13 protein-coding genes are annotated in these 13,717 nt (G+C 63.1%); 7 read left to right on the top strand and 6 right to left on the bottom strand.

The annotated features are described in order from the left end of the window. Positions 1-9: 9 nt before the first annotated feature. The 4 genes from QMY55_RS21240 to QMY55_RS21225 all read right to left on the bottom strand — a co-directional run bounded on the left by QMY55_RS21240 (position 10) and on the right by QMY55_RS21225 (position 3,933). Positions 10-726: an MgtC/SapB family protein gene (locus tag QMY55_RS21240; RefSeq protein ID WP_283486090.1), complete on the bottom strand. Its 717-nt coding sequence runs from the start codon at positions 724-726 to the stop codon at positions 10-12. Between the two features lie 143 nt (positions 727-869). Then, a complete protein-coding gene (locus QMY55_RS21235; RefSeq protein WP_283486089.1) occupies positions 870-1,232 on the bottom strand; it encodes a hypothetical protein in 363 nt (120 codons plus the stop codon). A 345-nt stretch (positions 1,233-1,577) separates the two neighbouring features. Next, on the bottom strand, positions 1,578-1,772 hold the full coding sequence (locus QMY55_RS21230; protein WP_283489064.1) for a hypothetical protein: 195 nt from the start codon (positions 1,770-1,772) through the stop codon (positions 1,578-1,580). 343 nt (positions 1,773-2,115) lie between these two features. Then, on the bottom strand, positions 2,116-3,933 hold the full coding sequence (locus QMY55_RS21225) for a lysoplasmalogenase family protein (RefSeq protein WP_283486088.1): 1,818 nt from the start codon (positions 3,931-3,933) through the stop codon (positions 2,116-2,118). A gap of 249 nt (positions 3,934-4,182) precedes the next feature. Between QMY55_RS21225 and QMY55_RS21220 the strand changes: the two genes are divergently transcribed. The 4 genes from QMY55_RS21220 to QMY55_RS21205 all read left to right on the top strand — a co-directional run bounded on the left by QMY55_RS21220 (position 4,183) and on the right by QMY55_RS21205 (position 7,732). After that, positions 4,183-5,175, top strand: coding sequence for a Bug family tripartite tricarboxylate transporter substrate binding protein (locus QMY55_RS21220; protein WP_283486087.1), 993 nt, complete (start codon positions 4,183-4,185; stop codon positions 5,173-5,175). A gap of 3 nt (positions 5,176-5,178) precedes the next feature. Next, on the top strand, positions 5,179-6,408 hold the full coding sequence (locus tag QMY55_RS21215; protein WP_283486086.1) for a M20 aminoacylase family protein: 1,230 nt from the start codon (positions 5,179-5,181) through the stop codon (positions 6,406-6,408). Positions 6,409-6,415: 7 nt separating this feature from the next. Continuing rightward, positions 6,416-7,171: a phosphoribosyltransferase gene (locus tag QMY55_RS21210; protein WP_283486085.1), complete on the top strand. Its 756-nt coding sequence runs from the start codon at positions 6,416-6,418 to the stop codon at positions 7,169-7,171. A gap of 132 nt (positions 7,172-7,303) precedes the next feature. After that, on the top strand, positions 7,304-7,732 hold the full coding sequence (locus tag QMY55_RS21205) for a hypothetical protein (protein ID WP_283486084.1): 429 nt from the start codon (positions 7,304-7,306) through the stop codon (positions 7,730-7,732). A gap of 208 nt (positions 7,733-7,940) precedes the next feature. Here QMY55_RS21205 and QMY55_RS21200 read toward each other — a convergent pair whose 3' ends face one another. Further along, positions 7,941-9,125, bottom strand: a complete 1,185-nt coding sequence (locus QMY55_RS21200; protein ID WP_283486083.1) for a DSD1 family PLP-dependent enzyme — start codon at positions 9,123-9,125, stop codon at positions 7,941-7,943. Further along, positions 9,109-9,750 carry a histidine phosphatase family protein gene (locus tag QMY55_RS21195; RefSeq protein WP_283486082.1) on the bottom strand — a complete coding sequence of 214 codons (642 nt, stop codon included), beginning with the start codon at positions 9,748-9,750 and terminating at the stop codon, positions 9,109-9,111. The genes QMY55_RS21200 and QMY55_RS21195 overlap by 17 nt, the downstream gene beginning before the upstream one ends. A gap of 381 nt (positions 9,751-10,131) precedes the next feature. Between QMY55_RS21195 and QMY55_RS21190 the strand changes: the two genes are divergently transcribed. The 3 genes from QMY55_RS21190 to QMY55_RS21180 all read left to right on the top strand — a co-directional run bounded on the left by QMY55_RS21190 (position 10,132) and on the right by QMY55_RS21180 (position 13,715). Then, positions 10,132-11,724, top strand: a complete 1,593-nt coding sequence (locus QMY55_RS21190) for an ABC transporter substrate-binding protein (RefSeq protein WP_283486081.1) — start codon at positions 10,132-10,134, stop codon at positions 11,722-11,724. A 5-nt stretch (positions 11,725-11,729) separates the two neighbouring features. Beyond that, on the top strand, positions 11,730-12,701 hold the full coding sequence (locus QMY55_RS21185; protein ID WP_283486080.1) for an ABC transporter permease: 972 nt from the start codon (positions 11,730-11,732) through the stop codon (positions 12,699-12,701). An 87-nt stretch (positions 12,702-12,788) separates the two neighbouring features. Beyond that, positions 12,789-13,715 (top strand): ABC transporter permease, encoded by a 927-nt coding sequence (locus tag QMY55_RS21180; RefSeq protein ID WP_283486079.1) that lies wholly within the window; start codon positions 12,789-12,791, stop codon positions 13,713-13,715. Positions 13,716-13,717 lie beyond the last annotated feature (2 nt).

The following is a 13,717-nucleotide window of genomic DNA, read 5'->3' as shown; positions in this document are numbered from 1 at the left end:
ACAGAGGGCTCAGTTCTGAGGCCCGGCATTCCAGAATGCCTGCACCACGCCGGGCATGGCTTCTATCTGGGTCAGCACCTGATCCAGTTCCTCGGCATGGACTGCCGTGGCAAACAGCTCGGCTTCAACCTCGCAGTTGTTCGGCGGAATATCGTGCTTGGATACCGTGCGTACGGGGTAGTTGGCAGCTTCCAGCAGATCCTGCAGGCGCTCGCGCACATCGGCCTGTACCTCACGCTGACAGATGGCATAGACATAGTAGGTGGCTTCACTGGCGTGCTCGGCGACGGGGTGGCGGTCTATGTAGTTGACCACCGGACGCAGCAAGGTATTGCTGGCCAGCACGAACAAGGTGGCGATACCGGCTTCGGGCAGCATGCCCGCGCCCGCGCAGGCGCCGACCGCAGCCGAGCCCCACAGCGTGGCAGCGGTGTTCAGCCCCGTGATGTTGGCGCCTTCCTTCATGATGGCGCCCGCACCCAGAAAGCCCACGCCGGAGACTACATAGGAGATCACGCGTGTGGAGCCATCGGCACCCGAGATACGCATGGCCAGGTCCACAAACACGGCGGCGCCAACGGCCACCAATGTATTGGTGCGCAGGCCTGCCGTGCGCTGGCGGATCTGCCGCTCCAGACCGATGACGCTGCCGCAGACAAAGGCCACAACCAGGCACAGTATGGTGTTCAGCGTCGAGAGCAGATGAAAGTTTTGCAGGGATTGCATGCGATGGTGTTTTTCTGTGGTTGCGGGTGGCGCAGAAAGAGCAGATCCGGCCTTGAGCTGTTCATGGTCAGCATGCAGCATAGGGCCTGCAAGCGACAGCCGTGATGACAGTCCGCCCGGATTGGCGGGCTGTCGGCGGCTTTTCAGTCTTGGCGCAGTGAGCGATAGAGGCCGCGCAGCCAGAGGCTGGGGCGCGTGCGGGCACGGCGGCGGGGTGCCGGGGAGGTGCTTGCCCCATGCCATTGCTTTTGCGCCTGGCGGGGCAGGTGCATGAGCACGGATTCGCGTTGGCGGGGTTCCAGCAAGGACAGGGCGTCATCGCGCTGACGGGCTGGCAGCGTGGCCAGCACGGAGGCAAATTCGGCGCTTTGCCGGTTCGATCCCAGGTGACGCAGCACCTCGGTGTGACGAAGCTCCAGGGCGCGGACCACGGCCTGTTGCAGGCCTTGCTGGGGTGCGGTGGTTGTGTGAATGGGGTGCAGGTTCAGCTGCAGAAGGCGTCGCATGGGCTAACTCCTTGATGGGCCTGGGCGGCCGGAGTCCCCATGTCAGACAGTCGTGGGTAACCCGGCCGTGAAGGCGTATGGCAAAAACAAATGCATGCCCAGGTTCTGAACGGCGGGCACGCAGACAGCAATGGCTAACACCTGTGCATGAGCATCAGGTGCGCAGCAAGATCGGCTAGGGTCGGGGTCCATGCGTGCTCCTTGAAAGGTTTGAAAAATGACACCCCACGCTTTCCACTGCGTGTGGTCGCTGCCCCTCCGGGAAGGAGCTTTTCATCTTGGGGCGGCCCGGCGATAAAAAACCGTGCCTGCCATGCGGCAGGCCGTGCAGCATCTGGCGGTGGTTCAGCCGGCGTTGTGGCGCGGGCGTTGCGTCAGCAAAAAGCTGCGGATGCGATGCGTGGGCCAACTGGTCCGGGCGTCGAGTTCTGCGGCCTGTTCCAGCGCCTGAGGCGTATGCGCAGGTGGGCAGACAGCCAGGGGCTGGCCCGATCCCTGGCGGCGGAACCGGCACATGAGGTGCTTGAGTTGATGGCGCATGGCGTACTCCTTTCTCGTCGAACAGGAACGGAACGCACAAGTTCTCAACATGTCCGTCGGCAGACCCTGGAGAGCCTGGCAACACAAGTCGATTTTTCAGTGATGCACACATACCGCAAACAGCCTGGCATCGGCAGGGCTGGCAAGCGGTCGGCAGTATGGATGGGCGCGCGAGGCAAGGAGCGGGTTGGTCGATGACGACTCCCGATCCTGGGGGAGTCTGTCAGACGACCAGCTTCGCAGCCATTGCGGCTGGCGATAAATCACTGGTTGAACTGGCACTGTCCACGTGGGGACTCCTGAAATTGCGATCCCTCTATTGTCGCCGCAGAGCGCTCTAGGGTCAACCCTTGGTTGGCTGAAGAAGGCTTGTCGCATCCCCAAGCGGGGCTGATTGGTGCGCAGCAGCGCCCGCAGATGGTCGACTTGAGTGCTGCAGAACTCCTTGCACGATCAGCGCCTGCGCCGCGTAGTAGGTGAGCAGCACCCAGATGGCAGACCAGGGCAGGGGCTGGGCGAAGCGGTTGATGGCCAGTACCGAATCGCTGAGCATGAAAAAGCTGGCGCCCAGTGCGACCAGAAGTGCATGGCGCTGGCACAGTAGCTGATAGCGGCCCCAGGCCTGGGCGGCCATCAGGGCAATGACGCCGACATAGGCTGCCACAGGCAGGCGCAGCGCGGTGGGCAGACCATGGGTCCAGAGGTAGGCATACATGGCGATGCCGATGGCGGCAACCCGCAGCAGGGCTTTGCGGCTGGGGAACCAGGGCGCATCCTGCTTGAACAGCGCCAGATAGCAGAGGTGAGCCAGCAGAAAGCTGACCAAGCCGGGGATGAACAGATCCTCCCGCATCAGGCTGATATCGCCGCAAAGTGAAAAAACGATAGCGGCAGCCAGCAATAACGTCTGCTTTTTACTTGCTCTTTGCATTGAAGTGTTGAAGGAGCTTGCGCAAGAGGCTATGTAAATCAGAGCAAAAACCATGGTCGCTGGCTTGAACAGCCAGTGCCACTCGCGCAGGCCTAAAGCTGCGGTGGCCGTGGCCAGTGCACCGCTTTGCAGCATCAGCGCCATCCAAAGGCTGATGCGGCCCTGCATGGCCGCGCCCAGCGCCCATTGCCCGGTCAGCAGCACGCCAAACCAGATCAGATTGCTGGACAGCGGCGACTGGTCGGCATGCCAGAGAAAGACCGAGGTGCCGGCCACTAGTGCGGCAAACAGCAGACCGGCAAACCAGCGCAGTGGCTGGCTCATGGGCGGTGCGTAGATGATGCGGTGCTCGTCCAGGTCGAAGGCAGGCTTGGGAAAGCGCTGCGCCACATCGGCCGGCCGCCAGCCCGGAGGCTTGAACCAGACGCGCGCCTTGTCCAGCCAGTTGCGCGCGTGCCAGCTGTCGTGCGCTAGCTGGCGGTAGACGGTGGCATTGGCCCACAGCGGATCCCAGCTTTGCAGCAGCCCGCGCGTGCCGTAGACGCAGGGATCTTCATCGTCCTCGGTCTTGTAGGTGCCGAACAACCGGTCCCAGATGATGAGAATGCCGCCGTAGTTCTTGTCCAGGTAGCGGTCGTTGACAGCATGGTGCACGCGGTGATTGCTGGGGGCGCAGAACCAGCGGTCGAACCAGCCCAGCTTCTTGACCTGCTCGGTATGCACCCAGAACTGGTAGAGCAGGTCGATCAGCCCCACCACGGCAAACACCAGCGGAGGCACGCCGGCCAGCGCCATGGGCAGATAGAAGACCCAGCCCAGCAAAGCGCCGGAGCTGGTCTGGCGCAAGGCCGTCGAGAGGTTGTAGGCCTGGCTTTGGTGGTGTACGGAGTGGGCGGCCCAGAGCACGCCCACTTCGTGGCCCATGCGGTGCAGCCAGTAGTAGCAAAAATCATAGAAGACCAGGGCCAGCAGCCAGCCCGGCAGGCTTGTCCAGAAGCTGTCGGCTTGAATCAGTGCGATATGGCTGACCACGGCCGTATAGATGCCCAGCGTCAACAGTTTGGTGAAGACGGCGCTGGTCTGGCTCAGCACCCCCAGGTTCAGCGAGCTGATGGCATCGGCCAGGCCATAGGCATTGCGGCCGCGCCGCAGGCTGATGATCCATTCCACGGCAATCAGTGCAAAAAACACCGGGGTGGCCAGAACGATGACTTGGCTGGGAGAGAGCATGGCCGCCATTCTGAGGGGCTGAATGGCGGCGGCGGGCTGGCGTGAACCCTAGAAATGACGGGAGCTTGAATCTAGGGTGAACCAGAATTGCTAAGTAATTCCTGCTATGGCTGCGCCAGTGAGGCTCTGGGATAATCAGCGGCCTAGCCCGTCTGCCGCAGGGGCGCACCGTCGCTGCCTCCGGTTTTGTGGCCATGCTGCGTCACAGATTGCTCTGGTCCTGCATGGCTTCCCAATTGCTGCCTGTCCATGTCCACACTCCGCCGCTCCTTTGTTGCCGCCGCCGCCTTGCTGGCCTCAGGCTTTACCGCGCCCGCCGTTTTCGCCGCCGCCGATGCCTGGCCCGCCGCCAAGCCCATCACGCTGATCGTGCCGTTCAGCGCCGGCGGCAATGTGGACACCACGGCCCGCCTGATCGGCCAGAAGCTGGGCGAACGCCTGCATCAGTCCATCGTGGTGGACAACGTACCTGGCGCCGGTGGTGTGCTCGGGGTGAGCAAGGCCGTCAAGGCGCCTGCCGATGGCTATACCTTGCTCATGGGCTTTGATGGCCCCATCAGCATTGCCCAGCTGGTGAACTCCGCCGTCAAGTACGACGCCGAAAAGGATCTGACCCCGGTGGGGCTGACCACCATCGCACCCGTGGTCGCCGTGGCCCGTCCCGGCCTGCCGGCGCACAATCTGAACGAGCTGATTGCATTGGCGCGTTCCAAGCCCGGCTCGCTGACCTATGCCACATCGGGCGTGGGCACCATGCTGCATCTGGCCATGGAAATGCTGCAGGAGCGCGCCAAGATCAAGCTGGTGCATGTGCCCTATCGCGGCGGTGCCCAGATCACCAGCGACGTGATGGGCGGTCAGGTCGATGTGGGCATGCTCACCACCGTGAGCGCCGTGCCCATGATCCAGCAGAAAAAGCTCGAAGGTCTGGGCGTGACATCGGCCAAGCGCATCGATGCCATCCACGCCGTGCCCACCTTTGGCGAGACGGCCGAACTCAAGGGCTTTGACCTCAATACCTGGACGGGGCTGTTCGTGCCCGCCAAGACGCCTCAGGCCGTGGTCACGCGTCTGGCTACCGAGCTGGACGCCGTGCTCAAGATGCCCGATGTGCGCAAGCGCCTGGAAGATGGCGGCGCCACGCCTGGCTCCGGCACCCAGGCCAGCTTTGTCCAGTTTCTGAAGAAGGAAAAAGCCGGCTATGCCCAGATCGTGAAGTCGGCCAACATCCAGGCGGAATAAGCCATGGCCGCGCCTGTGAACCCGGTGCATGCCGAAATCCACCCGCCCGTGCTGCCCGAAGTGGCGGTCATTGCACAGGAAATGCTGGCCCTGCGCCACGATCTGCATGCCCATCCCGAGCTGGCCTACGAAGAGCACCGCACCGGCGATATCGTGGCCGCCAGGCTGGCCGAATGGGGCTACGAGGTCCATCGCGGCCTGGGCGATACCGGCGTGGTGGGGACGCTGCGCTGCGGCGATCACCCGAATGGCAAGCACATCGGCAAACGTCTTGGCCTGCGCGCCGACATGGATGCGCTGCCCATCCGTGAAGCCACGGGCCTGCCCTATGCCAGTCGTCACGACGGCAAGATGCATGCCTGCGGCCACGACGGGCATACGGCCACGCTGCTGGCCGCAGCCAGGGTGCTGGCCGGGCGCAGGAACCAGCTCCAGGGCACGCTCCATCTGATCTTCCAGCCCGCCGAGGAAGGCCATGGCGGCGCACAGAAGATGGTGGAGCAGGGCCTGTTCGAGCTGTTTCCCTGCGATGCGCTCTACGCCTTTCACAACGAGCCCGGCTACCCGGCCGGGCAGTTCGGCTTTCGCTCGGGCGTGATGTATTCCAGCTCGGACACGGCCATCATCACCATCCGCGGCAAGGGCGGCCATGGCGCCATGCCCCATGTGGCGGTGGACCCCATCGTCGTGGCCTCGCATCTGGTGCTGGCGCTGCAGACCATACGCTCGCGCGAGATCGATCCCAACGACATGGCCGTGGTCACCATCGGTGCCATCCATGCGGGCGATGCGCCCAATGTGATTCCCGAAACCTGCGAGCTGCGCGTGACCATTCGCGCGCGCTGCCCCGAGGTGCGTCAGCAGCTGCGCGAGCGCATCACGGCCATGGCCCATGCCCAGGCCGCCGTGCACCGCGCCACGGCCGAGGTGGACTACAAGTGGCGTTATCCGCCCGTCATGAACGATAAGGCCGCGACGGATTTTGCGGTGGAGGTGGCGCGTGCATTTCCAGGCGAGCAATGGCTGATTCCCGATCTGCAGCCGCTGCAGGCCAGCGATGACTTCGCCATCATGCTCAACCAGGTTCCGGGCAACTACTTCATCGTCGGCAACGGCGTGGGCGAGGGCGGCTGCATGGTGCACAACGCGGCCTATGACTTCAACGACAACCTGCTGCCGGTCACGGCCTCGTACTGGGTGAAGCTGGCCGAGAGCTATCTGGGGCGCGACTGAGTTTTGTATGAGTGAAATTGCATCCGTGGCCGATCTTTGCGGCCAGAACCTGCCCGGCTTTGATGCCACGACCGACTACTGGCAAGCCACCGTCACCGAGGCCGAGCTGAGCCAGTCGCCGCTGCCGCCCTATGCGAAGAGCTACCCGGCCAGACTGCCCGACGGCCGCTATCTGCTGCTGCCGCTGCGCGGCATGCCTACGGCTGACGGTTCTGCACCCGACCGCTGCGTGGCGTCGCTGATTGCCAACCAGGCCTCCATCGCCGTGGTGGAGCAACTGGCCCTGCATATGGCCGAGGGCGCACGCGCGCACGCGTTCGACGTGATCGTGGGTCTGCCCACGCTGGGCCTGGCCTTTGCGCCGCTGGTGGCGCGCCACCTGGGGCACAGCCGCTATGTACCGTTGGGCTATTCGCGCAAATACTGGTACCGCGACGAGCTCTCCGAGCCCGTCAGCTCCATCACCACGCCGGGCAAGGGCAAGCTGCTCTATATCGACCCGAACCAGCTAAACCTGATCACTGGCAAGCGTGTGCTGGTGGTGGACGATGCGGTCAGCAGCGGCACCACCATGGTGTCCGGTCTCAAGCTGCTGGAGCGCTGCGGCGCCGAGGTGGTGGCCATCGCCGTGGCCATGCGCCAGGGCACGCAGTGGCAGACCAGACTGCGCCGCGCCGATGGTTCTGCCATCCCCGTGGTCGCGGCCTACGACTGCCCGCGCATGGAGCGCCGGGCCGACGGCTGGTGGCCGGAATACTCCTGATTGCATAGCTGCTGGCGCTCTGCATACCAGAGATTCATTGCTGCTTGATATTGAAAACCAGTGTCAGCATGCGCTGCCTACTATGAGTTTGAGAGTGCTGCGCTAAGCTGTATCTCCGATCGAGGAGATTTCATGCTTGCTGAACTCAAGGCCTTGCTGGCCGATCCTGCGTTGCAGGACTGCGACCCGCCTCCGGCGGTGGACTATGCGTTGTTCTTTGACGGCAATACCGACGAGGAATCGCTGGCACCCAATCAATGGGGCTATGGCCGCCCGCCCATGGCCGAGCTGCATGCGCGTTTTGCGCAGATCGCCCGGCGTCCCGATGTGGAGCGTGTGCTGGTCGGACTGCACTACGACTGGGACGATCCGTTGTTTGCCGAGGGCTTTCCGCCCGCAGAGAACGTGCATATCTACACCACGGCCAGCGCCACCGAGGCGGAGCAGTGGATGGACGGACTGGAAGCCGATGGCGTCATCGAGGGCTGGCCCTATGGCAAGCCCTGCAACGCGCCTGAGCCTTCGGCCGGTTACGCGGTGCTGTCCGTCTGCTGGGATTGAATCGGTACGACTTACGCAAGTCAGGCTCAGGCAAGATGTTTGTCCTAGGGGCATGTCTCTTGCGCATCCGCCTCGGCGGCCCGGCTTGTTTGCGTAAGTCCGTTTATCAATCATTCGAGTACGCGAAGGCGAAGCGAAGACAGTGCTGCAGCACGGCGAGCGAAGCCGACAAAGTAATCGGATGATTTAGAAATGGAATAAGTCCTGATCAGGTCAGCGCACCACGACCGTCCACGGTGAAGATGCGCTCGACCACGCCCTTGAGCCGGCCGCCGCGTACGCCGATCAGATAGTCGTGCAGATTGACCGTGGGGTCGCAGTGGCCGGGAATCAGCCACAGCGTATCGCCCAGCGCGGGCAGCCAGCCGCTGGTGTTGCCGGCCTGGATGTCGGGGTGCAGCACGCCGTGCTCATCGCCTCCATTGGCAAAGCGCAGCGCTTGCTCGGGCGCCAGCGCATGCAGCCGGGGCAGGCCCGAGTCGATCGCATGGGCCTTGTGGCCCGCATCGCAGACGGCGTGCTGGCGGCTGAGCGACATGACCTGGGTCTTGACGTAGAGCGCATGCTCGAAAACGGGCTGGGCCGCGTCGTGCTGATTGGCGGCGTAGTCGGCGTCCATGAAGAGGAAGGAGCCGGGCTGGATTTCGCCATAGACGCCGCTGGCGGCCTCGTTGACCATGGTGCCGGTGCCCGCGCCGGTGATCAGCGGGATTTCAATGCCGGCGCGGTCGAATTCGTGGCGCGTGCGGTTGACCAGCCTGAGCACCTGCTCGATGGCGGCCTTGCGCTCCTGGGCGGTGCGCAGATGCTGGGCACCGCCGTGATAGGCCTGCAGGCCCGCAAAGTGCAGGGCTGGCTGGGCTTGAATGGCGCGGGCCAGCACCACGGCAGCCTCGCCGGGCTCCACGCCGCAGCGGTTCTGGCCGACGTCGATTTCCACCAGCACGTCGATGGCGGCATTGCCCGCCTGGGCAGCCTGCATGGCCTGGGCCAGGCGTGTGATGCCTTCTTCGCAGTCCACGGCAATGGCCAGACGGCCACCCTCCGCGCTCAAGGCCTTGGCCAGGGCTGCCACGCGTGCCAGCTTGAGCGGTGCAATGACTTCATTGCTGATGAAGATATGGGTCACGCCGCCTTCCGCCAGGGCCTCGGCCTCGCTGACTTTTTGCACGCAGTGGCCGCAGGCACCGGCCTGCTCCAGCAGGTGGGCGATATGCGCGCTCTTGTGCAGCTTGGCATGAGGGCGCCACAGCACCCCATGCTGCCGGGCAAAGCGCGCCATGCGTTCCATGTTGCGGTCCATGGCGTCGAGGTCTATGACCAGGGCGGGGGTGTCTATGCGTTTGACGGCCTGTCCGACCAGGGCTTGCAAATGTTCAGGAATGTGTTTCATCTCGGCTGCCTTGCTGAAGGTGTGCGGTATCGGCCCAGCCTACCAAAGACAGGCCATCGGGTGTCCACAGCAGGCGATTGATGGCGGCATTGGTCAGCTCCCAGGTGCGTGGCGCCTGAAAGTCCTGGCGCGTGGCCATGCGGTAGAGCACATCCATCACGCCGCCATGGGCGACCAGCACGATCTGTTCGCCCTCATGCTGGCTGGCAATGCGGTCCACGGTGCTGGAGATGCGCTCGCGCAGCGCCAGCAGCGAATCGCCGCCGCCGGGCGGGGCATAGGACGGGTTGCGGGTGCGCCAGAGCTGGGCGTCTTCGGGCTGGCTGGCTTCCACATCCTTGAAGGTGCGGCCCTGAAAGTCGCCGAAGCAGCGTTCGCGCAGGCCTGCATCGGCGTACAGCGGCGCGCCCGAGCTGCGGGCAATGGCCTGGGCCGTGACATGGGCGCGCAGCAGATCGCTGCTGTAGATGGCGGCAATGCTTTCCTCGGCCAGGGCGCGGGCAGCCTGCTCGGCCTGCCACAGACCGGTGTCGTTCAAAGGAATATCCAGATGGCCCTGGATGCGGCCGTCGACATTCCAGGTTGTCTCTCCATGTCGGATGGCAATGATGCGCGTGGCATGCATGGCTAAGGCGCGTACAGCGTGAGTTGTTCTTAGGCAGTCATTGTCTTGCAAACAAAGTATGTCTTTGCCCATGTTTGCAGTTGCGGGCTTTGCACCGGGGAAAACCTGGAGGTTTTGCCGAATCTTCGAACACTTGGACCATTTCGCTGTTTTTTGCAGCAATACGGAGGCCGCAGCGGCGCGACGAGCTTTGTCGGCCTAGTGTGGCGGTGCGTCAAAAGTCTGTCTGTCAATGGCCCGAATCGGGTTTTCAGCGCCATATGCATTCTCTGAAAAGTTATTTGAGTTATATGAAATTTATTTTTAATATCTATAAGTAGTTTTAAAACTGTGCTTGCCACGGCTGTGGTCAAAGCTGTTGATAACCATCGGGAGAACTTCATGACTTTCAAGACCCTGGCCCACGCGCTGCTCGCGGCTGGCCTGCTGGCATCTGCGGGCCTGGCCCAGGCCGAAACCGTGCGCTGGGCGCGCTCGTCCGATGTGACCACGCTGGACCCCCATGTGTTCAATGTCGGCACCAACTTCGTGCTGATGCACCAGATGTACGAGACCCTGGTCAACCGCTCTGCCGACGGCAAGCTCGTGCCCACGCTGGCCCTGTCCTGGAAGATGCTGCCCGGTGACCCCAGCGTCTGGGAGTTCAAGCTGCGCCCCGACGTGAAGTTCCATGACGGCACGCCTTTCACCGCCAAGGATGTGGTGTTCTCGCTGAACCGGGCCAAGGGGCCGAACGCCCAGGTCAAGTCGCTGCTGGCCTCGGTGGAGGACATCAAGGTCGTGGACGATCTCACGGTGCAGGTGAAGACCAAGGGGCCCAATCTGATCTTCCCCAACAACCTGACCAATATCTTCATCATGAGCGAGAAGTGGGCCAGGGCCAATGGCGCGGCCGAGACGCAGGATGCCGGCACCAAGACCGAAAACGGTGCCACGCGTGCCGAGAACGGCACAGGCCCTTATGTGCTGGCCAGCCGTGAAGTCGATTCCAGGACGGTAATGAAGCTCAACCCCAATTACTGGGGCAAGGGATCGACGCCGCTGGAGGTGACCGAGCTGGTCTATCTGCCCATCAAGTCGCCAGCCACGCGCGTGGCCGCGCTGCTGTCGGGCGAGGTGGACTTTGCCCAGGACATTCCCGCGCAGGACGTGGCGCGTCTGAAGCAGGACAGCAAGCTGCGCATCAACGAAGGGCCGGAAAACCGTTCCATCTTTCTGGGCCTGAACGTGGGCGCGCCCGAGCTCAAAAGCAGCAATGTGAAGGGCAAGAACCCGTTTGCCGATCCCAAGGTGCGCCAGGCGGTGGAGCTGGCTATCGACCGCGATGCCATCAGGCGCTCGGTGATGCGCGGCCTGTCCAATCCCTCAGGCATCATGGCGCCGTCTTTTGTCAACGGCTATGAGAAGGCCATGGCCACCTATCCCAAGGCCGATGTGGCCAAGGCCAAGGCCTTGCTGGCCGAAGCCGGCTACCCCAACGGCTTCACCGTGACGCTGAACACGCCCAACGACCGCTATGTGAACGATGAGGCCATCGGCACGGCCGTGGCCGGTTTCCTGGGCCGCGTGGGTATCAAGACCGAAGTGGCGGCCAGACCCATTGCCCAGCACAGCGTGGCGCTGGTCAAGGCGGAAAGCGATTTCTACCTGTACGGCTGGGGCGTGCCCACCTATGACTCGGCCTATATCTTCGACTTCCTGGTCGCCACGCGCGGCAAGGAAGGGCGTGGTGCGCAGAATGCCACGCATTACAGCAATGCCGATCTGGACAACAAGATTGTTTCGCTCTCCTCCGAAAGCGACAAGGCCAGGCGCGATGCCACGATCAGGCAGATCTGGGAGGTGGTGCAGAAGGAGCGTTTCTACATTCCGCTGCATGACCAGGTGATCCACTTCGCGTCGGCCAGGAAGATCAATGTGCCGGTGCACCCGGACAATGCCATCCACTTCAAAGACGTGAAGTTCGTGAAGTAAAGCCCATGCTGCTTCATCTGCTGCGCAGGCTGGGCCAGTCAGTCCTGGTACTGCTGGCCGTCTCCTTTATTTCCTTCATGGTGTTCCGCCATATTGGCGACCCCACCATCAGCCTGCTGGGCGAGGATGCCTCGGTTCAGGAGCGCGAAGCGCTGACCGAAGAGCTGGGCTTCAACCAGTCGGTGCCGCTGCAGTACCTGCACTATGCGGGCAAGGTACTGCACGGTGATCTGGGCATTTCCTACCGGCTCAAGCGCCCCGTGGCCGACATCATTGCCGAGCGCCTGCCCGCCACGCTGGAGCTGGCGCTGACGGCTGCCTTGTTCGCCCTGGCCATAGGCGTGGCGCTGGGCGTGTACACCGCGTTGCGGCGTGACGGGTTCCTGAGCCGCGCCATCATGACGGTGTCGCTGGTGGGGGTGTCGCTGCCCACCTTTTTGATAGGGATAGGCCTGATTTATCTGTTTGCAGTGGAGCTGCGCTGGCTGCCCTCGTTCGGGAGGGGGGAGACCGTGAAGATCGGCGGCTGGGAAACCGGCCTGCTGACGACCTCTGGCCTGGCGGCGCTGATCATGCCGGCCATCACGCTGGGCTTTTACAACATGACGTTGATCATGCGGCTGGTGCGGGCCGAGATGCTGGAGGTGCTGCGCTCCGACTACATACGCTTCGGCCGTGCGCGCGGCCTGCGCGAGCGCGATCTGTACTTCGGCCACGCGCTGCGCAACACGCTGATTCCCGTTATCACCATTGCGGGTCTGCAGATCGGCTCGCTGATCGCCTTTGCCATCGTCACCGAAACCGTGTTTCAGTGGCCGGGCGTGGGCCTGCTGTTCATCTCGTCCATTCAGGGTGTGGACGTACCCCTGATTGCCGCCTATCTGATGTTCATCGCGCTCTTGTACGTGGTGATCAATCTGTTCGTGGACTTTTTGTATGTGCTGGTGGACCCCAGGTTGAGAAAAGGCACACCCTGAGGCGCTGCTCTTGCGCGGTGTCACGGGTCTGAGCTGCGTCAGTGATTGCGGCCGCAGTGCATGCAAAGATATTGAGGAACTGAATTCGTGGAACAGGCAAATATTCCCTCCGGCTGGAAGGCCAGCGACTCGTCGGTCAAGCGCGCCTTTGCCAAATCGCGGCTGGTGCAAATGGCCTGCGGCACGCTGGCGCTGATCGTGCTGGCCACCATCTTTGCGCCCCTGCTGGCCTGGCAGAACCCGTTCGATCCGGCCAATCTGGATTTGATGGATGCTTTCGCCCGCCCCTGGAGCCAGGGCATGGGCGAGGCCTTTTACCCGCTGGGCGCGGACGATCAGGGTCGCGATGTGTTCAGCGCCATTCTTTATGGCCTGCGCATGTCGGTGTTCGTGGGTGTATCGGCCGTGGTGTTGTCGCTGATCATCGGCGTGCCTCTGGGCCTGCTTGCCGGCTACGCGGGCGGCTGGTTCGACACGCTGCTGATGCGCATTGCCGACATCCAGCTCACGTTCCCGGTGATTCTGGTGGCGCTGCTGATCTTCGGCATTGCGCGCGGCCTGCTGCCCGAGGGCTATCGCGACGATATGGCCGTGTACGTGATCATCGTGGCCATCGGTCTTTCGGACTGGGTGCAATACGCCCGTACCGTGCGCGGTGCGGTGATGGTGGAAAAGCACAAGGACTATGTGCTGGCGGCGCAACTGATAGGCCGCAGCCAGGCCGCAATTCTGGCCAGGCATATCCTGCCCAATCTGCTGGCGCCGATTCTGGTGATTGCCACCATCAGCTTTGCCCATGCCATCGTGGCCGAATCCACGCTGTCCTATCTGGGCGTGGGCCTGCCGCCCACCTCGCCCTCGCTGGGCACGCTGATTCGCATCGGTCAGGGCTTTCTGTTCTCGGGCGAGTGGTGGATTCTGCTGTTCCCCTCGCTGGTGCTGCTGGCGCTGGCCCTGTCCGTCAATCTTGTGGGCGACTGGCTGCGCGACGCTCTCAACCCCAAGCTGCAGTGAAC

It is taken from the genome of Comamonas resistens, assembly GCF_030064165.1.
Taxonomy (GTDB): Bacteria; Pseudomonadota; Gammaproteobacteria; order Burkholderiales; family Burkholderiaceae_C; genus Comamonas; species Comamonas resistens.
Note: the sequence above shows the minus strand (reverse complement) of the source record. Positions and strands in the feature narration are given on the sequence as shown.

Excerpts from the sequence above, each read along its gene's own strand:
- QMY55_RS21240 (WP_283486090.1), bottom strand. The coding sequence starts at position 726 with ATGCAATCCCTGCAAAACTTTCATCTGCTCTCGACGCTGAACACCATA.
- QMY55_RS21235 (WP_283486089.1), bottom strand. The coding sequence starts at position 1,232 with ATGCGACGCCTTCTGCAGCTGAACCTGCACCCCATTCACACAACCACC.
- QMY55_RS21230 (WP_283489064.1), bottom strand. The coding sequence starts at position 1,772 with ATGCGCCATCAACTCAAGCACCTCATGTGCCGGTTCCGCCGCCAGGGA.
- QMY55_RS21225 (WP_283486088.1), bottom strand. The coding sequence starts at position 3,933 with ATGCTCTCTCCCAGCCAAGTCATCGTTCTGGCCACCCCGGTGTTTTTT.
- QMY55_RS21220 (WP_283486087.1), top strand. The coding sequence starts at position 4,183 with ATGTCCACACTCCGCCGCTCCTTTGTTGCCGCCGCCGCCTTGCTGGCC.
- QMY55_RS21215 (WP_283486086.1), top strand. The coding sequence starts at position 5,179 with ATGGCCGCGCCTGTGAACCCGGTGCATGCCGAAATCCACCCGCCCGTG.
- QMY55_RS21210 (WP_283486085.1), top strand. The coding sequence starts at position 6,416 with ATGAGTGAAATTGCATCCGTGGCCGATCTTTGCGGCCAGAACCTGCCC.
- QMY55_RS21205 (WP_283486084.1), top strand. The coding sequence starts at position 7,304 with ATGCTTGCTGAACTCAAGGCCTTGCTGGCCGATCCTGCGTTGCAGGAC.
- QMY55_RS21200 (WP_283486083.1), bottom strand. The coding sequence starts at position 9,125 with ATGAAACACATTCCTGAACATTTGCAAGCCCTGGTCGGACAGGCCGTC.
- QMY55_RS21195 (WP_283486082.1), bottom strand. The coding sequence starts at position 9,750 with ATGCATGCCACGCGCATCATTGCCATCCGACATGGAGAGACAACCTGG.
- QMY55_RS21190 (WP_283486081.1), top strand. The coding sequence starts at position 10,132 with ATGACTTTCAAGACCCTGGCCCACGCGCTGCTCGCGGCTGGCCTGCTG.
- QMY55_RS21185 (WP_283486080.1), top strand. The coding sequence starts at position 11,730 with ATGCTGCTTCATCTGCTGCGCAGGCTGGGCCAGTCAGTCCTGGTACTG.